This is a genomic window from Acinetobacter sp. YH12129 (assembly GCF_013418685.1).
GTDB classification, from domain to species: domain Bacteria; phylum Pseudomonadota; class Gammaproteobacteria; order Pseudomonadales; family Moraxellaceae; genus Acinetobacter; species Acinetobacter amyesii.
This window is the reverse complement of sequence record NZ_VPBP01000010.1, coordinates 1-22,089: the sequence shown is the minus strand read 5'-3', so window position 1 is coordinate 22,089 and position 22,089 is coordinate 1. Positions and strand designations below refer to the sequence as shown.

20 protein-coding genes and 1 pseudogene are annotated in these 22,089 nt (G+C 41.8%); 15 read left to right on the top strand and 6 right to left on the bottom strand.

Annotated elements, in window-relative coordinates; translation table 11 throughout:
• Position 1: 1 nt before the first annotated feature.
• The gene (locus tag FTU65_RS07175; protein WP_078191514.1) at positions 2-628 is read right to left on the bottom strand and encodes a DedA family protein; all 627 of its coding nucleotides are present in this window, start codon (positions 626-628) and stop codon (positions 2-4) included.
• Positions 629-822: 194 nt separating this feature from the next.
• Between FTU65_RS07175 and FTU65_RS07170 the strand changes: the two genes are divergently transcribed.
• The 3 genes from FTU65_RS07170 (at position 823) to FTU65_RS07160 (ending at position 4,185) form a co-directional block, all read left to right on the top strand.
• Entirely contained in the window at positions 823-1,245 is a 423-nt protein-coding gene (locus tag FTU65_RS07170; protein ID WP_180022191.1) for a DoxX family protein, read from the top strand.
• Positions 1,246-1,457: 212 nt separating this feature from the next.
• Entirely contained in the window at positions 1,458-3,026 is a 1,569-nt protein-coding gene (gene guaA, locus FTU65_RS07165) for a glutamine-hydrolyzing GMP synthase (RefSeq protein WP_078194056.1), read from the top strand.
• Positions 3,027-3,249: 223 nt separating this feature from the next.
• Positions 3,250-4,185 carry a restriction endonuclease gene (locus tag FTU65_RS07160; protein WP_180065112.1) on the top strand — a complete coding sequence of 312 codons (936 nt, stop codon included), beginning with the start codon at positions 3,250-3,252 and terminating at the stop codon, positions 4,183-4,185.
• A gap of 47 nt (positions 4,186-4,232) precedes the next feature.
• Here FTU65_RS07160 and FTU65_RS07155 read toward each other — a convergent pair whose 3' ends face one another.
• Both FTU65_RS07155 and FTU65_RS07150 read right to left on the bottom strand, forming a co-directional pair.
• The gene (locus tag FTU65_RS07155; RefSeq protein ID WP_257222971.1) at positions 4,233-5,567 is read right to left on the bottom strand and encodes a GGDEF domain-containing protein; all 1,335 of its coding nucleotides are present in this window, start codon (positions 5,565-5,567) and stop codon (positions 4,233-4,235) included.
• A gap of 143 nt (positions 5,568-5,710) precedes the next feature.
• The gene (locus tag FTU65_RS07150) at positions 5,711-6,886 is read right to left on the bottom strand and encodes a diguanylate cyclase (protein WP_180010806.1); all 1,176 of its coding nucleotides are present in this window, start codon (positions 6,884-6,886) and stop codon (positions 5,711-5,713) included.
• A gap of 392 nt (positions 6,887-7,278) precedes the next feature.
• Between FTU65_RS07150 and FTU65_RS07145 the strand changes: the two genes are divergently transcribed.
• The 3 genes and pseudogenes from FTU65_RS07145 to FTU65_RS07135 all read left to right on the top strand — a co-directional run bounded on the left by FTU65_RS07145 (position 7,279) and on the right by FTU65_RS07135 (position 9,522).
• A complete protein-coding gene (locus FTU65_RS07145) occupies positions 7,279-8,226 on the top strand; it encodes a pirin family protein (RefSeq protein WP_078194052.1) in 948 nt (315 codons plus the stop codon).
• A gap of 68 nt (positions 8,227-8,294) precedes the next feature.
• A pseudogene (locus tag FTU65_RS07140) lies at positions 8,295-8,693 on the top strand (OsmC family protein).
• Positions 8,694-8,844: 151 nt separating this feature from the next.
• The gene (locus FTU65_RS07135) at positions 8,845-9,522 is read left to right on the top strand and encodes a glutathione S-transferase family protein (protein WP_180010804.1); all 678 of its coding nucleotides are present in this window, start codon (positions 8,845-8,847) and stop codon (positions 9,520-9,522) included.
• Here FTU65_RS07135 and phoR read toward each other — a convergent pair.
• The 3 genes from phoR to FTU65_RS07120 all read right to left on the bottom strand — a co-directional run bounded on the left by phoR (position 9,519) and on the right by FTU65_RS07120 (position 12,523).
• On the bottom strand, positions 9,519-10,877 hold the full coding sequence (gene phoR, locus FTU65_RS07130; RefSeq protein ID WP_180065111.1) for a phosphate regulon sensor histidine kinase PhoR: 1,359 nt from the start codon (positions 10,875-10,877) through the stop codon (positions 9,519-9,521). The genes FTU65_RS07135 and phoR overlap by 4 nt on opposite strands.
• Positions 10,878-10,900: 23 nt before the next feature.
• On the bottom strand, positions 10,901-11,611 hold the full coding sequence (gene phoB, locus FTU65_RS07125) for a phosphate regulon transcriptional regulator PhoB (RefSeq protein WP_078191504.1): 711 nt from the start codon (positions 11,609-11,611) through the stop codon (positions 10,901-10,903).
• Between the two features lie 228 nt (positions 11,612-11,839).
• Positions 11,840-12,523 carry a TetR/AcrR family transcriptional regulator gene (locus FTU65_RS07120; RefSeq protein ID WP_180065110.1) on the bottom strand — a complete coding sequence of 228 codons (684 nt, stop codon included), beginning with the start codon at positions 12,521-12,523 and terminating at the stop codon, positions 11,840-11,842.
• A 224-nt stretch (positions 12,524-12,747) separates the two neighbouring features.
• Between FTU65_RS07120 and FTU65_RS07115 the strand changes: the two genes are divergently transcribed.
• The 9 genes from FTU65_RS07115 (at position 12,748) to FTU65_RS07080 (ending at position 21,833) form a co-directional block, all read left to right on the top strand.
• Positions 12,748-13,578 carry an SDR family oxidoreductase gene (locus tag FTU65_RS07115; protein ID WP_180010800.1) on the top strand — a complete coding sequence of 277 codons (831 nt, stop codon included), beginning with the start codon at positions 12,748-12,750 and terminating at the stop codon, positions 13,576-13,578.
• 881 nt (positions 13,579-14,459) lie between these two features.
• The gene (locus FTU65_RS07110; RefSeq protein WP_180065109.1) at positions 14,460-15,941 is read left to right on the top strand and encodes a carbohydrate porin; all 1,482 of its coding nucleotides are present in this window, start codon (positions 14,460-14,462) and stop codon (positions 15,939-15,941) included.
• A gap of 32 nt (positions 15,942-15,973) precedes the next feature.
• Positions 15,974-16,714, top strand: coding sequence for an ABC transporter substrate-binding protein (locus FTU65_RS07105; protein ID WP_257222628.1), 741 nt, complete (start codon positions 15,974-15,976; stop codon positions 16,712-16,714).
• Positions 16,662-17,030: a hypothetical protein gene (locus FTU65_RS16295; RefSeq protein ID WP_257222627.1), complete on the top strand. Its 369-nt coding sequence runs from the start codon at positions 16,662-16,664 to the stop codon at positions 17,028-17,030. Before FTU65_RS07105 ends, FTU65_RS16295 begins: the two co-directional genes overlap by 53 nt.
• A gap of 9 nt (positions 17,031-17,039) precedes the next feature.
• The gene (locus tag FTU65_RS07100) at positions 17,040-18,293 is read left to right on the top strand and encodes an MFS transporter (protein WP_180010794.1); all 1,254 of its coding nucleotides are present in this window, start codon (positions 17,040-17,042) and stop codon (positions 18,291-18,293) included.
• A complete protein-coding gene (locus tag FTU65_RS07095) occupies positions 18,290-19,138 on the top strand; it encodes an ABC transporter permease (RefSeq protein ID WP_180010791.1) in 849 nt (282 codons plus the stop codon). The genes FTU65_RS07100 and FTU65_RS07095 overlap by 4 nt, the downstream gene beginning before the upstream one ends.
• Complete coding sequence (locus FTU65_RS07090) at positions 19,135-19,929, top strand: ABC transporter permease (protein WP_180010789.1); 795 nt, start codon at positions 19,135-19,137, stop codon at positions 19,927-19,929. The genes FTU65_RS07095 and FTU65_RS07090 overlap by 4 nt, the downstream gene beginning before the upstream one ends.
• Before the next feature lie 12 nt (positions 19,930-19,941).
• Entirely contained in the window at positions 19,942-20,997 is a 1,056-nt protein-coding gene (locus FTU65_RS07085; protein WP_180010787.1) for an ABC transporter substrate-binding protein, read from the top strand.
• Between the two features lie 2 nt (positions 20,998-20,999).
• Positions 21,000-21,833, top strand: coding sequence for an ABC transporter ATP-binding protein (locus FTU65_RS07080; protein WP_180010785.1), 834 nt, complete (start codon positions 21,000-21,002; stop codon positions 21,831-21,833).
• Positions 21,834-22,089: the final 256 nt, after the last annotated feature.

Here is a 22,089-nt window from a genome sequence, read left to right as displayed (position 1 = left end):
TTTATTTCTTTAATTTTGCTCGAATAAAACCAATCACACCCGGTAAAACACTAATAATAATGATGCCGAAGATCAGATGGGTGAAGTTATCTTTCACGATGGGCATATTGCCAAATAAATAACCCAAAGTGATAAATGAGCCAACCCAGCAAATCGCACCAATCATGTTAAAAGTCAGGAAGTACTTGTAGTTCATGCTGCCTGCACCTGCGACAAAAGGCGCGAAGGTTCGTGCAAAAGGAATAAAGCGGGCAAAAATAATGGTTTTACCACCGTGTTTTTCAAAGAATTTTTGCGTATTCACCAAATGTTGACGGTTAATAAAGCGTGATTCAATTTCAAAGACACGTGGGCCAATATATTTACCAATATGGTAATTCAGCGTGTCGCCCAAGACCGCAGCGATAAACAGCAAAATCACCAAAACCCATGGATCCATGGCACCTGTTGACGCAGCGAGCGCGCCTGCTGCAAACAGAAGACTATCACCCGGTAAAAAGGGCATGACCACTAAACCGGTTTCAACAAAAATAATCAGGAACAGAATTGCATAAATCCATACGCCATAATTGGTAATGAACTCGAGTAAATGGTCATCAACATGTAGTATAAAATCAATCAGTTCCATGGGGCTTATATGCGTAAAATAGTGGTCTGATGCTATCAGTCTGGGGCAGCAAAGTCAGTATTAAAACGTAATTAATTATCAGTAAAATCGTTCTATATATGGAATGATGAATATTATAAAAGCATATTTAAAGAGAATAAGAAACGACCTAATCTAAGCACATCTTTTGAACAGTATTAAAAATAGGTTTCAGTATGTTTAATCCAAATCTTATAGTGAAAAATCTGAGTCAACAGCCGCAAATCAATGCAGTGATCAGTCTGGTTGCACGTATTTTGATGGCTTATATTTTTATTGTGGCAGGTTGGGGCAAAATTACCGCTTACACTGCAACCGCAGGTTATATGGAGTCAATGGGTGTACCGGCAGGGCTACTTCCGATCACCATTTTAGTCGAGTTGGGTGGTGGCTTAGCTTTATTGTTTGGTTTTCAAGCGCGTTTTGCGGCACTGGGTCTAACCGTATTTAGTTTAATCACTGCATTTTTATTCCATGGTGGTGCAGAAGATGGCATTAACTTTATGAAAAATTTGGCGATGTCAGGCGGCTTATTATTTCTCATGTTACATGGTGCAGGTAAATTCAGTTTTGATCATTGGATCGAAAAATCAAAATAAAGCGGTCATGAGTCCGAGCATCCATCAAAGCGGCGTTCTGCCGCTTTTTTCATGTCTATCGCTGATTTAAAGTAAATCAATAAAGCCCTGAAATGTGTTGTAAAAAACACCGTTTGGCTTGGGATTTTTGCCCCTGTCCGAATAGTGTGCGAAAGTCCAAGAAAAATGTTAGAATACGGCGCTTATATTCGTTGCCTGCATAGTTGTTTGCCATGACTACCAATACCCAAATTACTGAAGACCGTATCCTGATTTTGGATTTCGGTTCTCAATATAGCCAGCTTATTGCACGTCGTGTACGTGAAGCTGGTGTTTATTCAGAAATGTACGCATTTGATATGTCTGAAGAAGACATTCGTGCATTTAACCCAAACGGGATCATTCTTTCAGGTGGTCCAGAAAGTGTTCATGAAGAAGGTAGTCCGCGCGCACCACAAGTTGTATTTGAACTTGGTGTACCTGTTTTAGGTATTTGCTATGGTCTACAAACCATGTCAGAACAACTTGGCGGTAAAGTTGAGCCAGGTACTGTGCATGAATTTGGTTATGCAGAAGTTGATATTAAAGTCCGTGATGCTTTAATTGGTGATCTTGAAGATACCAAAGACCAATTAAAAGTATGGATGAGTCATGGCGATAAAGTGACTCAAATTCCTGAAGGTTTCCAAATCACTGCCAGCACACCAAGCTGCCCAGTGGCGATGGTTTCTGATGAAAAACGTCGTTTCTATGGTATCCAATTCCACCCAGAAGTGACACACACTGCGAAAGGTGCTGAGTTATTGTCTAACTTCGTACATGGCGTATGTGGTTGCCGTAACTTGTGGAACTCAGAAAACATCATCGATCTTCGCGTAGAACAACTTCGTGAGCAAATTGGTGATCAAAAAGTTCTCTTGGGTCTTTCAGGCGGTGTCGATTCATCTGTTGTAGCTGCACTTTTACACCGTGCGATTGGCGACCAATTGACTTGTGTATTCGTAGATAACGGTTTACTTCGTTTGAACGAAGGCGAGCAAGTGATGGACATGTTTGCGAAAAACATGGGTATTCGCGTGATTCGTGCCGACGCTGAAAATCGCTTCTTAACAGCGCTTGCTGGTGAAGTTGATCCAGAGAAAAAACGTAAAATCATCGGTCGTGAATTCATTGAAGTGTTTGCTGAAGAAGCACGTAAGCTTGACGGTGTGAACTTCCTTGCTCAAGGTACCATTTACCCAGACGTAATTGAATCTGCAGCAAGCAAACAAGGTAAAGCACACGTGATTAAATCACACCACAACGTGGGTGGTTTACCTGAAGATTTAGCATTCGAATTGGTTGAGCCAATCCGTGATTTATTCAAAGACGAAGTACGCCGTTTAGGTACAACTTTAGGTCTTCCATTTGAAATGCTTTACCGTCATCCATTCCCAGGCCCAGGTCTAGGTGTACGTATTCTTGGTGAAGTGAAAAAAGAATATGCAGATATCCTTCGTCTAGCAGATGACATCTTCATGCAAGAACTTCGCGCAAGCGGCTGGTATGACAAAACTGCGCAAGCATTTGCTGTATTCCAACCCGTGAAATCGGTTGGTGTGGTGGGTGATGGCCGCCGTTATGCATGGGTGATCGCGCTTCGTGCTGTAGAAACTGTGGACTTTATGACTGCACGTTTTGCACACCTTCCTTATGATCTTGTAGACAAGATTTCTACACGTATCATGAACGAGATTGCTGAAGTTTCTCGTGTTGTTTATGACGTATCGTCTAAACCACCAGCAACGATTGAATGGGAGTAAAACTGGGGTTTCACGAAGCACTGCTTCGTGCCAGTTTTACGCCAAGAGCTATGCTCGCGGCAGTTTTGGATTTCAAGAAACAACATTTCTTGCCTAAATTACGGCAAAGGCTATGCCTGTGGCTATTTAGGGAAACCTAAATATTTCTAATAAAAAAAGGACGCTTCAGTGTCCTTTTTTTATTTATAATTATGAAAAATACTATTTTAAAAGAGCAAGTTAAATGTCATTGCCTACATACGATCAGTTGATGCTTCCATTAATGAAACTTTTAGCAGAACAAAAAGAGGCAATAAAATTAAGTTCTGCCACAAAAATTTTAGCTGAAAGATCTGGGTTATCTGAAGCTGATTTAAATTTAAGGCTATCTAGTGGTACAAAAACAGTATTTTATGATCGTGTTGGCTGGGCGAAAACATATTTGGTTAAAGCAGGTTTGATACAACAACCATCACGTGGTCTTTGCGAATTAAGTACTTTAGGTTGGTCTATTGATTTTTCTAGCTTATCCAATATAACTAATCAGTATTTGATGCAGTTTGAAGGGTTTTCTGATTATAAAATTGGTTCTAACCATAATAAAAATATTCAAAATCTAGTTCTAAAAGAAGAGCATGCTACATCTATTCAAACAGAACATTTGACGCCTGCAGAAATAATCGAACAATCATCAACGGAGCTTAATCAAACAATTAAAGATGAGCTATTAAATAAAATTAAAAGTAATTCACCCAAATTCTTTGAGCAATTAGTTGTCGATTTGTTGGTAATAATGGGTTATGGCGGTTCACATCAAGACGCAGCCCAAGCAATAGGTAAAACCAGTGATGGTGGCATTGACGGTATTATCAGTGAAGATCGTTTAGGTTTAGATAAAATATATATTCAAGCTAAACGTTGGGAAAATACGGTGGGGCGCCCTGACATTCAACAGTTTAAGGGAGCTTTGGCTGATCAAGTGGCGAAAAAGGGCGTATTTATTACTACTTCTAGTTTTAGTAAAGAAGCAATTGAGTCAGCAAAGAAATCAGGCATTGTTTTAATTGATGGTGACAAGCTTACATCTCTCATGATTGAATTTGGCTTGGGTATTCAAATTGAAAGAAGTTTCCATATTTATAAAATAGATCAAGACCGTTTTGATGAAGATAGTTTTTAAATAAACTTAAAGGACGCTTCAGCGTCCTTTTTTTATATCTCAACATTCTATTTATAAACAATTGACCAACTACTATCGCTTTCATTATTCGGTTCAGCTTTAGGCTTCGCTTTATGGGTAAAGCTTTGCCAAGACTTCGTCGATTTACGTTCGGGTTTCATGCTTGAATCATAGCGCTCTACACGGTTACGGCCATTTTCTTTTGCCTGATACAGCGCAATATCCGCTTGCTTAATCAGTTCAGTTAAATTTTGCTTATGTGATTTAAGCTGTGAAACACCAATGGAAACGGTAAATTGGATCGGGTGATTTGCGACATTCAGCAATGATTGATTTTGAAGCGTTAGACGAATACGTTCTGCGATTAACATTGCATCCTGTATTTGCGTTTCCGACAGCAGCACAATAAATTCTTCGCCACCAAAGCGAGCCAAGACATCTTTTTGGCGCATTTCTTTGCGGGTGGTTTCAGCGATACATTGCAGTACCTGATCACCAACATCATGCCCGTAATTATCATTAATATGTTTAAAATGATCGACATCAAACATCAATAAGCAAGTACTTGCAGGCGTTGGCCATTCATGGATGCGATGCTCAGCCAACTGAACAAACTGACGACGGTTGTATAACTGGGTGAGCTCATCTGTATGCGCTAAATTTTTCAGTGTATGCATATTCCAGTCGTCAAGTAGGGTACGTAAAAAATGACGACGTGCATTGAGTGTATTGTTCCAACTCATATGCAGGCTGATCATCCAAACAGGAATAGACACCACCACAAAAATCAGTGCTTCTTGCCATGATAAAAGCTGACTCACCGCAAAATATACCAATAGCGAAATGAGGCCCGAACAATACAAGGCTGGCTTAAATTGTGTTTGTACGCAGACATTGGCAATCAAGATAAAGATCGACGCACCATAGATATAGGACGAGACCATTGGGCTATTTGAAGCCAGTAATAAGCCAATCCAAATCGCGGTACTGCAGACTGTCCCAATCGGTAAGATCATGTCGAGCACACGAATATCTTTTTTGTATTTAAACAGATAGAAGCTGACCAATAGGGCAGCAATAATCATGGCCACTCGAGAAAGACCTGACCAAAAGAACATGTCAGGGATAATAAAAATGTCAGCAAAGAAATAAAGAAGAAACGTAATCTGCGCCATGTAATTCACTTGACGTAAATAAGGTAACTGATGGGCATACTGATGTTGTAGAAAATAGTTTCTAAACTGCGTAGGAATACGTGCAAAAGGATCTGCAATGGCTTGTTCAATCTCGGCACGATTGGCAAGATCACACTCAGAAAGTTTCAAAGTATGATTATGATTTTTACGAACTTCCTGAGCAGACGAATTAGTCCGAGAACTCATTCGTACATCAACAGACATGTCCCTTCTCCATAAATGGCTTAGGAAAATTATGAATAAAAAACATACAAAAATATCTACCTGAAACTTGGGATTTTTCGAATGAATGATAAAAAATCGTCTGTTGAATGTTACAAAATATATTATTAACTTGCTGTTTTATAAGTTGATATTTGATTTCTTCCTGCAGATTTTGCTTGGTAAAGTGCCTGATCGGCCATGCGAATTACACTTTGTAAATCTCGGTTTTTTTGACCAAATTCGGCAACACCAATTGAAACGGTAAATTTAAGTTTTTGTAGTGTATCAAGTTCTAAATAATCATCGGCTATTGCCCGTCGCAGACGTTCGGCAATATCTTGAGCCTGACGCAGGTGTGTCTGCGGTAAAAGGATAATAAATTCTTCACCACCGAAGCGGGCAATGATGTCTTGGCTACGTAAAGTATGTCGGCACGTTTCGGCAATTTGTTGTAAAACATGATCACCAATATAGTGCCCAAACTGATCATTAATATTTTTAAATTTGTCGACATCAAAAATCAGTAATGAAAGTGGCTGTAACGGTTTGGACTGATGCTGAATATGATAATTGGCAAGTTGAATAAATTGACGTCGATTGTTTAAGCCGGTCAGCACGTCGGTATGCGCCATAATATTGAGCGCTTCTCGGTTCAACTGATCGAGTTTACTGTGTAAAAACACAATTCTGGATTTTTGTGTTGAATTCCAACTGATATACAAACTAAATAACAATACGGGCGAATAGATCAATATAAACAGTTGCAGTTGATGGATATTGCCAGAAATGGCGAAATACACCCCAATCAGTAAAATTAGACTGATACATAGAGAAATGAGCACAGCAGCCTTAAAGCGGATTTGCACACATAAATTGGCTAACACAATAAAAACCAAAGATGCATATAAATAGATCGGCACATCGGGGCTATTGGATAAATTGAGTAGGCTAAACCACAGGGCAGAAGCGCCAACGATCGATAGGGGAAGCATCAAGTCAAAGAGTAAAATGCTCTTGCTATATGTATAAATGACCCATGTGATGCCCATCATCAGTAAGGTATAGGCCGTTTTTAAGCCTATCGCGAGCAAACCCACATCGGGCAACATAAACCAATCCGCTATGGCATAAGAGAGATAGGCCAATTGTGCAACGATGTTGACTTGGAAAAAGAATTTAAAAAGTTGACGACGATGGTAGTGGAAAAATTCTTGACGAAATTGAGCAGGAACGCGAACAACGGTTCCTTTCAAGGCTTTTTGGATCAGTGCACGTGATTCTTTCTTATACTCATTGATCATGCAAGATTACCGACGGGTGAGCATGGTTTGTATGTAATTTTATGTAACTCAAATAATCTATATCATTTTTGTTTAAAATTAAACACGTTATTTCAATGATTTGTGAATTATTTGGTATTGTTTGGTCAAAAGTGAGTGTTAATTTATGTTACTTAAATTTACATTTCACGTGATTTGAACAAGTAATTTCGCATTGGATGTTGTCTAAATAAGCATCGAAAACTGTTATGCTGTATGTCATATTAGGCAACAAAAAAACGATTGTCCTATCTCTGTGATTCAGCGTATTAATGACAGCTGAAGAAGATTGAGTTAATGCAGATATAATGGAAAAAATGCATAGCTCTAGCCGATAGTCCTTGCATCGGCTTAGCCAAATTTAGGGTAAGAATATGACCAATACCAATTACACAGAAATATCTCATTCCGACGATTGTGAAAAATACGTCAATCAGTTCATTCAAGAATTTCCACTGCGCCGTGCTGAAATTGGTCAAGGCACAGTGATTAAACGAGCTTTACCAAGTCGTCATAAACGAATGATTGGTGCATGGTGTTTCCTTGATCATGCTGGTCCAGTGCATTTTCCTCAAGGTGATGGCTTAGATGTTGGGCCGCATCCACATATTGGTTTGCAAACATTTACATGGATGATTGATGGCACCATGATGCATACCGACAGTTTGGGCACACATCAGTTAATCCAGCCCAAACAAGTCAATCTCATGACGGCGGGTTATGGTATTTCGCATACTGAGGTTGCTCCAGAGTCTGAAACGCAAATGCATGCTGCGCAGCTTTGGATTGCATTGCCAGATGACAAAATCAATATGGCGCCCCAGTTTGACCATTACCCAGAGTTGCCTGTGGTGACACAAGACGGGATTGAATTGACGGTCTTGGTGGGTGAATTTTTACAGACTAAATCGCCGGTAAAAGTACATAGTGAATTATTGGGGGTCGATCTGCGTAGTTCGGAAAGCCAAAGTACCGTCTTGCCGCTCAATCCAAAATTTGAATATGGCTTTATGGCCCTCGAAGGGACTGCCAGTATCAATGGTCACGAGCTAAATGAAGACAATATGGTGGTACTTGAGCCGGGCTTAACCCAAGTCAAAATTGACCTACATGCAGGTGGCCGTGTTTTATTATTAGGAGGCGAACCTTTTGAATCACCGATTCTGCTGTGGTGGAATTTTGTGGGGCGCACACAAGAAGAATTGAATATTGCCCGTGAGCAGTGGATTAATCAGGACGAACGTTTTGGCTCTATTCCAGACTATGATGGTCCACGACTAGAAGCACCGGCTTTCCCTGATAAAATGCGTCCATCACGTTAACTTGAGAATAAAAATGAACAGCCGTACCCGTGGTGAACATGGTGCGGCATAACCAAGAGGGAGTCATTATGGGTATCGTCGCAACGGCAACAGTAAATACCTTAGAAGCACCGTGGTCAGGTGAAGTTCAGAGTGGAAAACATCAACTTATTACCGATAAGCCCGAATCATTTGGTGGCGGGGATTAAGGTTTAGCACCGTATGATTTACTGTGTGCCTCCTTAATTTCATGCACCATGATTACCTTGCGCATGTATGCAGCACATAAACAAATCCAATTGGGGGAGTTTCGTGTTGAGGCAGACTTTTGTGCGAACCGTGAAGGTGCTGAATGGGTTGAGCGACGCCTGCATTTTCAAACATCCTTGGATGCAGAATTAGAGCAAAAGATCTTGTCCATTTGTGAAAAAACTCCAGTGACAAAAACTTTATTGCGCAGTGTAGACATTAAAACCACTCTAGTTTAATTTAAAAGCAGGTCGCTGCTGTACTGTGCAAAATTTAGTTTTGATATAGCCCTAAGCAGTGATCTGACACTTTTTATGATTTAAGTACTTCAAAATAATAATGGCTTGCTAGAAATAAGAAAATTTTAGACTTCATATAGGAGATGAACCCATGCGGGTGCTACATCATCTAGAAAAATCTCGTTCATTTCGTATTTTATGGGCAATGCAGGAATTAGGACTGGATTATCAGGTTCAGTTTTATCTGCGCCAGCCAAATTTGTCTGCTCCCCCTGAGCTTAAAGTCATCCATCCTTTAGGGAAGTCGCCCATATTGCAGGATGATGGACTGGTCTTGGTAGAATCTGCAGCGATCTTGGAGTATTTACAAGAGAAGTATGATCGCCATGATTTTTTTGCAGCCAAGGCGGAACATTCAAAACAACAATATCGCTTTTGGATGCATTATGCCGAAGGTTCTCTAATGCCGTTGTTGGTGATGCAGTTGGTCATGAGCAATGTGCCACGCCATGTACCTTGGGTCATCAAACCCGTAGCTAATCGCATTTGTGATGGGGTCAAAAAAGGTTTTGTACGACCTCGCTTAAAAGAACATATCGAGTTTTTAGAAAACCATTTAGCGGAAAATGAATATTTTGCGGGACCGTTTAGCTTTGCGGATATTCAGATGACGTTTCCATTAGAAGCCGTCATGACCCGAACGCAAGGGCGATATCCACAAATTCAGGCTTTCTTACAACGGATGCAACAGCGTCCTGCATATCGCCGTGCCAAACAACAAGAACAACAGTTGGAAGCACAGCAAGACCGGCAGGATGATTCTGCTTAGCTCACATGATACAAGCGTTCTTTAGGGAAGACCACCTTAAACAGTGAGCCACGATTTTCTTTGGACTCAATTTCAAGGTGTGCCTGATGTTGCATTAAAACGTGTTTTACAATGGCAAGACCTAAACCTGTGCCCCCCGTTTGGCGGCTACGGGCGCTATCCACACGGTAAAACCGTTCCGTTAAACGGGGTAAGTGTTTCGGGTCAATCCCGATACCCGTATCTTCAACGGTAAAATAACCATGCGTACCATCATCATGCCAACCAATGGTCACAGTACCGCCTTTCGGGGTGTATTTAATCGCATTGGTGATGAGGTTACTAAAGGCACTCGCCAATTCCATATCTGATCCGATTAGGTCACAGTGACTATCAATCTCGAGATTCAGTGTATGTCCATAATCCACATTGTAAGCATGTGCATCGTCATACAGTTGGTTCATTAAACTTGGCATTTCAATGATTTGATTTTTAGCGACTTTTTTATCATTTTCCAGACGAGATAATAATAACAAGTCATTGACCAAAGCATTCATACGGCGGGTTTGAGATTGCATTTGATCGAATGCACGTTTCCAGCGTGGATTTAAATCTTCCTGATCGGTAAAGGTTTCGATATAACCACTTAAAACTGTGAGCGGTGTGCGTAACTCATGTGAAATATTATCGACAAAGTCTTTACGCATCTGCTCAAGGTTATGCATGCGTGTGACGTCATAGGCCACCAGTAAACGACTTTCGCGACCAAAACGGGTCAATTTCACTTGCACATAATGGTCTTCAAGCACCGATGATTTCATTTTCAAACCATCGGGGGCTAAATCGATATTGGTAAAGTATTCGATAAAACTGGGCTGTCTTAAAATGCTTAAAATATTGCGCCCTTGATCGAGCTGTTGAATCCCCAAAAGCTTTTCTGCGGCAGGGTTCCACCATTCGATTTGGTGTAATTCATCAATCAATACCACAGCTTCAGCAAGTGCCACCAAGGAAGATTGAGCGCGGTCGATCAGACCAACCATTTCAGCTTGTACAATGCGTTCTTGACGCTGCGCACGGTATACATTAAAGAGCAAAGCCCCCCAAATACCGTCTAAATTTGGCGGGACATCATAGGGACGATTTGAAATCCATTCGTTGACCAAGTACAGCGAACGCATTTGCAATGCAAAGAACACTGCAAAGGCGATTAAGATGCAGATCCATAAGTACCCGATACCAAAGCCGATGAATGCAGCAATGAGTAGGAAAAATGCCAGAAGTCTCAAATCCTGCTTGGCAAAAGTCCATAAACTGCTGTAACGGAATTTTTTATGTTCACTGGCAAGTTCAGGGACGGGATACGGTTCGTACATAGAAAATTAAAGACCTAAAATGACTAACCCATCACAGCGTCTGCACGGGTAGAGAAACGGTAACCTGTACCACGAACAGTTTGGACATAACGATCGGCTTGGAAAGGTTCAAGAACTTTACGCAAACGACGAATATGAACGTCAATGGTACGGTCCTCAATATACACGTTTCCACCCCAAACCTGATCTAATAATTGAGCACGGGTATAGGCACGTTCAGGATGAGTCATGAAAAAGGCCAATAGACGATATTCAGTTGGTCCCATATCTAAAATGGTGTTGCCAAAGCTGACACGTTGGCTGACTGGATCGAGGATTAAGCCATTGGCATCAATGGTTTTTTCTCCACCCAAGGCATTTGAGCGACGCAGCACCGCTTTGATGCGTGACACCAATTCACGGGTGGAAAAAGGTTTGGTCATGTAGTCATCTGCACCCGCGTCTAGACCTTGGACTTTATGGTCTTCTTCACCGCGTGCAGTGAGCATGATGACTGGAATTTCTGACAAATTTTCATCGCGTTTTAAACGACGACAAAGGTCTACACCACTCACGCCACCAGGCATCATCCAATCCAATAAAACCAGTGCAGGACGCTGATCTACAATCATTTGGTGCGCTTGTTTGGCATCTTCAGCTTGCTGACATTGAAAACCAGCCATATCCAGTGAAGTATGGATCATTTCCCGAATCGGGAGTTCGTCGTCGACGATTAAAATATAGTCATCTTTCACAGCGCAATACCCTATTTTATGTAAACGGTAGACCGTTTTATATTTATGACAGGCTTATTACAAAGATTAATTATGACAGTATCATTGCAAAAATGATCTTTCATTGGGGTTTAGAAAGAAATTGTGACAATTTAAATCCTGAAATATTCAACAACATGGGCTGTGCATCATGCTGTTGTCACAAAAAATCATTCAAAAAATTGTAAAGATCAGTGTTGAGCTCAGAATTTATTTCCTGGGTTTTTCAGAAAAAGCATCCAACAAGGCCAAAAAGACCACGCTACATGACGATAAAACTTCGTCCATCGGTTGTTTATAATCACTCATGACCCAGCGAATCGCGATTTGGGTGACATAACCATTGAGACCTGTTGCGACCATTGAAATTTCGCGTTCTGAACGATCAATATTCGGCATCATCAGCATGACAAAGGCATGAATCATACGGTCAAAGCGCATCATGGTTTCATGAATTGTGGCTTGGTTATGTAGCTCTTGTACCAACATGGCATCGATGTAAATGATGCGCGCCATGCGAGGATTATTTTTTAAAGTTAACAATAGGGCGGTTAAACCCGCTTCAATCATTTTTTTAGAATCGGTAGATGCTTGCATGATGGCTTGCATCACATTTTGTTGCAGTTCATCGATTAATTTTAAAAAAATGGTCTGGAACAGTTGCTCACTTTTCTTAAATGATTCATAAAAATAGCGTTCGGTCAGCTTGGCTTCCAAACAAATATCTTTCACGGTCACGGAAAAAAAGCCATGTGTTCCATAGGCTTCTATACCGGCTTCAATCAGTTTTTCACGTCGCGCTTGCTTACGTTCACTGAGAGAAAGCCCTTTAAATTGACGTTCCTTCACAATTTTTGCCTGTTGTTGTTCTGTGTGATTTGTTGCATCTGTCATGAAAATATACGCTGAACTAAAGCAGAATTTTGTCTTATTTTAGCAATAATTTCAGTTTAAACCTATGTTTAAGCATTGGCGATTTCAACAGCTTAGCACGTCCTAAGATGACATTGACAATATGTATTGTCAAAACTATATTAAGTCGACGAACTGCACACATTGGCAAATGAGATCACGCTGTGATAAAGCCAAGCGGCAGCATAAAGGAATAAGGAATCACAATGAAAAACTTCAAAAATAAAGTGGCTGCCATTACAGGTGCAGGTTCAGGTATTGGTCAGCAATTGGCTGTGCTTTTGGCGAAACAAGGCTGCCATCTGTCTTTAAGCGATGTGAATGAACAGGGTCTAGCGGCAACCGTTGAATTGGTGAAAGCCAGCAATGTACGTGTAACCACGCAAAAACTCGATGTGTCAGACCTTGCGGCAATGAAAGCATGGGCAGCACAGACCGTTAAAGATCATGGTTCGGTGAATATGATTTTTAACAATGCGGGTGTGGCATTGGGCACGACCGTTGAAGGCGCAAGCTATGAAGAGCTGGAGTGGATTGTCAATATTAACTTTTGGGGCGTGGTTTATGGCACCAAAGAATTTTTACCGTATATCAAGCAAAGTGGTGAAGGTCATATCATCAATATTTCCAGCTTGTTTGGTCTAACTGCACAGCCAACACAGTCGGCATATAATGCCACTAAATTTGCAGTACGTGGCTTTACCGAATCTTTACGCCAAGAATTGGATATTGAAAACTGTGGCGTGAGTGCGCTATGTGTACATCCGGGCGGGATTCGTACCAATATTGCCAATGCCGCAAAAATGAATGACAGCTTGAAAAGTTTAGGCATGAACCCGCAAAAATCGGCACAATCCTTTAATAAATTCTTGCGTTGTCCACCTGAAGAAGCGGCTCGTCAAATCATTGCAGCAGTACAAAAAGATAAGCGCCGTTTATTGATTGGTAATGATGCAAAAGCGATTGATTTAATTCAACGTTTGCTACCGACGGGTTATCAAAAATTAACTGCCATGGCGACTAAATTTGGTCAATAAGCGGTAATTAAAATCAATTGAAAAGAGCCCACGTCAGTGGGTTTTTTTATGCTCTAGTAATATCAGAAGCGCAATTTGATCCAAATAAAAGAACGATACGCGGTAGTGTCATCCGCAATTGTTTGAGACAAGACGACTTTTAATCACAAATGTTTTTGCGATCCTTTGAATCATTTGATGGTATTGAACGAGTTTTGTCGGTGAGGTGTATTGCACCGCAAGATGGTTTCCTTGCGAAGCACGCTTCTCATTTTGTCGAATGAGAAACAACGTTTCGTAAGAGTACCTCCAGCCGAAGGCTAATCCCGTTATTCAATCCCTAGATGTAAGACTCCATCGAATAGATTTAAAAATCATTTTAAAAATCCGAAATTACTTTTACAGGCGTAACATCAGTTATTAAAAGCCCAAAGCGTATTTCTTATTTCATAAAATGAGATATAAAAATGGAAATAACTGATGATTTGAAATAAGCAACTGTTGAATAACCAACAGTTTTTTGGCGTTAAAACCAACAGAATTTATCAGATTTAAATAATAAAACTTTAAAAAATAAATACTTAAAATGTTGGCACATTTGTTGCCATATTAGAGTGAACAAAACTCACCACTGTATGGAACATTTATGAGTACTTTTACGCATCGATATCTTTCTGCTTTTCGTGTCCTACAACAGGCATGTTGTTGTGCTATGACACTCGCGATGATGCGCGCTTAAATTCTAAAAGCTGTCTTCGAGTTTTGGTCGTGCATAAGTTGAATAAAACCTACGACCACTCAGATTAATTTTTAAAAAAACCCACGCAGTACATTCACTTCATGCACCTTGCATGGGGTTGGGGGATTTTGCGCTTTGGGAAAAATGTTAGTGAAACCAAATCATGAAAAAAACCACATTAACCGTTGCGGTCGGACTGATTTTATCCGCAACCAGTCAGCTGAGTTTTGCATCGGATGAAGCACTTCAGCAAGAACTGAGTAGCTTAAAACAACAAATTGAGAGTTTGCAAAAACGCTTAAATGCCGTGGAATCTGGGACGACCAAAAGCCAAGTCGTCGAAACGGCCGCTGTGACGACAGACGATACGAGCAACGCCGATGATATTGAAGGTGAAACGCAGGTTGCAGAAGTGACCACAGCAACATCCGAAGATATCGACGGCTTACGTGCAGATATTGAAAACTATAAGTACGATCAGTCACGTCAATATGAACGTCAAACTACAAAATCGACTCGTGATACAACCCTGTATGGCACAGTTCAACTACGTGCCAGTGCGCTCGATGAAACGGGTGTGTTGGGTGCAACCAAATCGACATTTGATATTGGGACTGCGCTGATTGGTGTGCGCGGGAATTTATTCCGTGATTATAACGAAGGCAAAAACCTCGATTATCAATTGTCCTTTGGTTATGGCAAACGCAATGATGGCACCAATAACAGTAACTTTAACTTACTAGATGCCTTTGTTCGCTATAACGCTTTTGCCACCAATGCGGGCCCTGAAACTGCCAAACTCAACTTTACGCTCGGTCAGCAGTTATTGCCCTTTGGTCTAGATGTGCAGTCTCCTGAAGATTTGCGTCCGACCATTAATACCGCTGCAGCTTCGACCTTTCTAGGACTGTTTAACCGTCAAAATGGATTTATCGTCCGTGGAGATGCCAAACCTTTTGTCGACTTTGCATCGAACTACCGTGCGCCGCTATTTGAGTATGCCTTAGGGTTGACTAATGGGAACGCCAGTAATAAGGCAGATGACAACAATGGCAAAGATTATATCGGTCGTGTGGCTTTTACATTGCCAGTGGACTACGCCAGCATTTTCCGTGAGTTAAAGTTTGGGGCCTCTTATATCAAAGGTGAATCGAAAATTTCAGCCGGCGGAATAACTGATAATGCTGCAAAACGCGATCGTTTGGGTTTCGATATTTATTATAACCACGCTCCATTTGGCGTGACCTATGAATATCTGCAAGGCAAGACCGATTATGTCGACACTGTAGCCCAAGACATCAAAGAAGCCAAAGCGGAAGGACATACTTTTACCGCTTTCTACACCTTGGGTGATCAGTTCTACAACAGTATTAAATCCAACGCCAAATTTGATGATTTCTGGCCGAAGTCAGTCCAAGGTTATTACCGTTTTGACCGCTATAACCCGAATAAAAACAACGCAAGCTATCTCGATACCGCGAGCGGTCGTATTGGTGAATATGACATTCACTCTTTGGGTTTAAACCTATTTTTTGCGCAAACCACAAAATTCCAATTACAGCTGAATCACTATCTGTTTGATGTCGAAACGGCAAATCAAAAAGACACCAATGAGCTGCAAGCTCAAGTTCAGTACACCTTTTAATTCAAAAATTTAAATCATTAAGGACATTCGATATGAATAACTTTTCTAAAAAAATCGCAGCCACATTCTTGGCACTTTCAGCACTTGGTTTAAGCGTTCAATTGCATGCTACCAATCCCAAAGAAATTCGTATTTCTGTATCAGGCGCGGGTGAGGGGGGTAAACCACGTGTAGGTGGAGGCTTTTTAGCGACAGCCCAAGCGCGAGGGGTGTTGGAACAAGAGTTTAAAAAAGACGGCATTAAGGTGACTTGGCTGTTCTTCCCCGGAGCAGGACCAGCGACTAACGAAGCTTTAGCCAATGGCAAAGTGGACTTTGCAGGACATGGCGATTTGCCCTCATTGGTTGGACGTTCAACGGGATTAAAAACCAAAGTGTTGTTCTCGACAGGGCGTTTTGGTCCTACCTATGTGGTGGTGCCTGCCGGATCAAATGCTAAATCCTTTGCAGATCTAAAAGGCAAAAAATTCTCCGTCTTTAAAGGCACCAATCGTCAGATCGTCTTTAACCGTGTATTAGCAAAATACAATTTAACTGAGCGCGATTTACGAGTGATTTCGCAAGATGCCTATTCGGCGCGTACTGCGTTAGCGACAGGTGATATTGATGCCACGATTACTTCACCGTTTAGTTTGCAAGCGCGTGGTGTGGCGAAAACATTACTAGAAATTAAAGATCCCAAAGTTGCACCGATTGCGCACTTTTGGGTGACAGAAAGTTTTGAAAAAACAATATCCAGAGGTGGTGCAACGTGTCGTGACGACACTGATTAAACAAGCGCAGTGGAGTTCTCAAGAAGCTAACCGTAGTGCGCAATATAAACTTTGGGCACAAAGTGGCATTCCGTTGGTGGATTATCAAAAAACGTGGGATGGCTGGAATTTAAAAGACCGTACTACACCGCTATTAGACGAGTTCCACCGTTCACAAATTGACAGTGCTTTAAAAATTGCCAAAGACGCTCGTTTAATCCGTCGTGATGTAGATACCAAAACATGGTATGAGCCGAAGTATCTAAATAATGCCTTGAAAGAGCTGAAGTTAGAGGGTTACTGGCGCCAATTTAATGCTCAAGGTCAACCGAAGTAAGTCGCAGCCATGAGTCGTCCGATTGAAAGCAATGTGATTGCCAGTCCATTAACCACCAAATTTATGAGCAGTTTTGTGCTGCTCACGATTTTGGCTGGACTAGGGGTAGGCATAGCACGGGTATTAATTTCCTTGTATGCCGTGCATTTAGAAGCCACCGAATTGCAATTGGGGTTAATTTCAGCAGCGCAAAATTTTGGCATTTTGATCATGGCATTGCCGATTGGCGTGTTGGTACAGCGCTTTGGATCTTTGAAAATATTCTGCATCGGCAGTGTGTTGGGCGCTGTGGTCTATAGCTTAACGCCACTCAAAGCCGGTGCATGGTATCTCTTTGCAGTCACAGCCTTAGTAAGTTTTGTCCTACCCATGCGCTTTGTTTCGATCAATACCGTTTTTTTGAGCAACTTAAAACGTTTAGGTCCAGCCCGTGCGGGTTGGTTTCGCGGTTCGCACATGATGGGATATTTCCTGATTGCGCCTGCATTGAGCGTGTTGTTGATCGAACATTTCGGCTATGGCGGAAGTTTTTATGTGGTGTCTTTGCTTTTTTTAGGCGCCTTGCTGTTGGCTCCGTGGTGCTTTCAACGTAGCACTCCGCAAGCGACGAATCGCCCGCATTTTCAATGGCGGGATATTGTGGCGCCTTTGGCACTCATCAAAACCCATGCCTCATTACGGATTGTTTGCACATTGGAATTTTTGAGCAGCGTGGCAAATAACTACTTTGGCTTTTTCATTGTGGTGATTGCTATCCAAAGTTTTGCACTTTCAGAGCCTATGGCGGTGATGCTGCTGACCGTACAAGGCATCGTCTTTGTGGGGTCTCTATTCAGTATGGGGGGGTTGGCTGAGCTGATGGGTTATCAAAAGTTTTATTTAATTGGCCTAAGCCTGATGGCAACGGCATTACTGATTTTAGCCCTAACCAAGATCACGCTGTTGATGTGGCCTGCTTCGGTCATGTTTGGACTAGGGCTCGGTATGTTGCATATCGCCAATTTTATGTCTTTCGCCCGAGTGGGTGAGCAAACCGCGATGGCAAAGATTTCTCCAATTTTAGCCCTCGTCGGACCTTCGGGTGGATTGTTGGGTGGCTTGATAGGCGCCGTATTTGGCGCACAGGTTGGACTACAAAATTTATTTTTACCGATCGGGCTGGTGTTTATTGGTCTGATTATTTTGATCAGCAAAGATCAGGAATTTATTCAATTTTTAAAACCTGATGTCTCAGAACAGAGCGTAAAAGGACAAGAATTATGAGCCTTACGGATGTATCTGCACATTCGGTTCCCTTGCAAAGTGACCGAAGTGCGTTGGATTTTTTTAAGACCTATTTAAAACTAACTTTGCAAGTGGCGTGTGGACTCCTGATGCCAGTTTTGTTGTTCGGTCTATGGTATGTGGCAACACTTAAACAGTGGTTGCCTGAGCAGATTTTACCTGCACCGAGTCTGGTGTGGCAAAGCACAGTCGAATTATGGCAAAGCGGTGAATTGAGTTTTCATTTTGCCATCAGTGCCAAACGTATTTTATGGAGTGTCTTGCTTGGTGCCAGTGTCGGGATTTTGCTTGGTACTGTGTTGGGATTAGCAAAGCGTAGTCGGGACTTTATTTTTCCGACGGTGAATCTTGTTGCGCAATTTCCCATAGTTGGCTGGATTCCATTATTGATGATTTTCTTGGGTATAGATGAAGCTTTAAAAATTGCAGCGATTTCTTTAGCGGTATTACCACCGCTGCTGATTGCAACTTATAAAGGTATTACTCATGTGCCGAATAGTTTGATGGAAGTGGCAGAGGTTTACCAATACAGCAATTGGCAGAAACTCAAAGAAGTGATTTTCCCAGCTGCACTACCCAGTGTGATCAGTGGTTTACGTCAAGGCATTATGCAGGCGTGGTTGGCATTGGTTTTTGTCGAGTTATTAGCAAGTAGTGAAGGAATTGGTTATCTCATGGTGTGGGGACGTCAGCTAATGCAGATGGACTTGATCTTCATGGCGATCATTCTGATTGGTATTACGGGCTATGTCTTAGATACCTTGCTGGCTTGGTTAGAAAAAACTGCGCGCTTTCACGCAACCCGAGTAGGAGGCAACTCATGAGCATTCTTTCATTACACGGGGCAGCGCACCAAGTCTTAGTTAAAGCAGCAAAAGCACTCGTTCTACCTGTGGCATTTATCGCACTGTGGGCTGTGGCTTCACAGCAAAATTGGGTTGATCCAAAGTTGATTCCTAGTCCATGGCTCGTGCTGCAAAAAGCAGTAACCGTGCTCCAACAACCGAGCTTTTTGACAGGCTTTGGCGAAAGTTTGGCGCGTAATTTTATTGGCTATGGCATAGGTGCGATAGCGGGTGTGTTATTTGGCATCTTGATCGCGAGTTCACGCCTTTCGAATTGGTTATTTGCACCGAGCTTTCATGTATTGCGTCAAATTTCGCTGTTTGCATGGTTGCCACTAATTTCGACCTTTTTAGGTGAGGGACATGGCGCCAAAGTGCTGTTTATTACCTTATCGGTGTTTTATCCCGTGGCGCTACACACCTTTGAAGGTGTGAGCAGTATTTCGCATAAATATCGTGAAGTGGCCGAAGTCTACCAATTTCCCAAGATATACGCGTTTCGTAAATTGATATTACCCGGTGCTTCGGCGCAGATTTTTGTCGGTTTACAACTTGGGCTGATTTTCGCATGGCTTGCCACCATTGGCTCTGAATTTTTATTGGCGAACTATGGCAATGGTCTGGGCAATATCGTGATTCAAGGGCGTCAGGCTTTTGATGTCGAACTGATTATTTTTGGCATGTTGCTGATTGGTGCTGTAGGCGTGTTGCTCAATACGGTACTGACTTGGGTTGAACGTAAAGTTTTAGCTTGGCAGCAGGTTGGATAGGAGAACATAACAATGAAAAAAAAGACAATCCATAAAATTCCCCAACTCTGGCGTAGCCTATTTTTAGCTGCCTTGATCGGTGGCACAGCCTTGGTTGGTTGCAGCACACAGCAAGTGGATGAACCTCAGCAAGTGGCTTTAAAAGAACTACGCTATCAAAGCTATCCGGGACTGGTATCTTTGCCTGAGTTGGCACAAGACTTGGGCTATTTAGGCGACATTAAACTCAGTTATGTCGGCACAGTACAAGGTGGGCCACAAGATTTACTCACCTTGGTGGCAGGAGATGTTGATTTCGCTGGAGCCTTTAATGGCGCTGTGGTGAAAGTTATTGCCGCGGGTCTAGATGTGGTCCCCGTAGTGGCATCTTATGGCAGTGATGCTGAACAAAACGTGGGTTTCTACGTGCTAGAAAATAGTCCTATTCGTAGCCCACGAGACTTTATTGGCAAGAAAGTCGCAGTGAATGCCTACGGGGCGCATTATGACTTTGTGGTGAAAGACTATTTGGCCCGTCATGGCTTAACTGATGATGAAATCCGTCAGGTCGAACTGATTATGTTGCCACCGGTGAGCTCAGAACAAGCTCTACGGAATGGGCAAATTGATATTGCGGTGTTCTCAGGCATTTTGGAAAAACGGGCCTTAAAACATGGTGGTGTACGTAGCATCTTTAAAGATATTGATTTATACGGCCCCTTTACCGCAGGGAGTTTTTCGATGCGTGGAGAGTTTATTCAAGAACATCCTGAGTTGGCTCGTACTTTTGTCAGTGGCGTAGCCAAAGCACAGGAATGGTTACACAACACACCGAAAGAGCAAATCATTGCTCGTATGGAAAATATTATCGAAAAACGCCAACGCAATGAAAATACAGCACTTATTCCATATTACACAGGTACAGGTGTTCACGAAGTCGGTGGTGTGCAAAAAGATCAGGATTTTGCCCCATGGGTGAGTGCCTTAGAAAAAGAACACAAATTAAAACCGAATCAAATTGAGGTCAGTCGTATCTATAGCAATGAATTTAATCCCTATGCGAAAGACCAAAAATCAAAAGGAATATAACAATGACCAGTGCATTACATTTAGATCACGTGCGTAAGGTATTTTCTGCACAAAACCATGTCGGCAGTAAAAACTATAAGCCTGAATTTGTTGCCGTAGAAAATGTCACTTTGGATATTCAGCCGGGTGAATTTGTTTCAATCGTGGGGCCAAGTGGCTGCGGAAAATCTACATTATTAGACTTAATTGCGGGTTTAACCAAACCGTCGACAGGGCAGATTTTACTGAGTGGCAAGCAGATTACTCAACCGGGTTTAGACCGTGGCATTGTGTTCCAGCAATATGCGCTCTATCCATGGTTAACCGCACTGGAAAATATCGAATTTGGTCTAGAAGCCAAAGGCGTAGCAAAAAAAGAACGCCGTGAAAAAGCCGAATACTATTTGCAGCTTGTGGGTCTCAGTGGCTTTGAAAAGCATTATCCAAATGAACTTTCAGGTGGGATGAAGCAGCGGGTTGCGATTGCCCGAAGTTTGGCTTATGAACCAGAAATTTTATTGATGGATGAACCTTTTGCAGCCCTAGATGCGCAAACCCGAGAAACCTTGCAAGCCGAGTTGATCAATATCTGGAAAAGCTCGAAAAAAACCATCGTTTTTATTACTCACAGTATTGATGAAGCGATTTATCTGAGTCAGCGCGTGGCGATTATGACCTCAAGACCGGGGCGAATTAAGGAAGTGATTGAAATTCCTCAAAGCCTGCGCAGCTCCAGTGAAGATGTCCGTTCATTGCCTGAATATGGCCGAATTCGCCATAAAATTTGGTCATTGCTCAGTGAAGAAGTGATTAAAGCGCAAGCCCTCGAAAAACATAAACAGCTTGCACATAACTAAAATATTCAGAGGATTTATTTATGTCATCGACTAAACAAGCCATCAGTTATACGCAATCGTATAACGACATTAAACCCAGACTACAATTCACTTGGTTAAACACGGTCTTTAAACGCACCATTGCCATTGTATAGCTAAATACCAAATAAATCATTACAGTAATCTTTAAATAATTTATCAATATCTTTAACTCTAAACTTAGTTCGAATCGCCTTGACTCGTGACCACATATTTTCTATTGGATTTAAATCTGGAC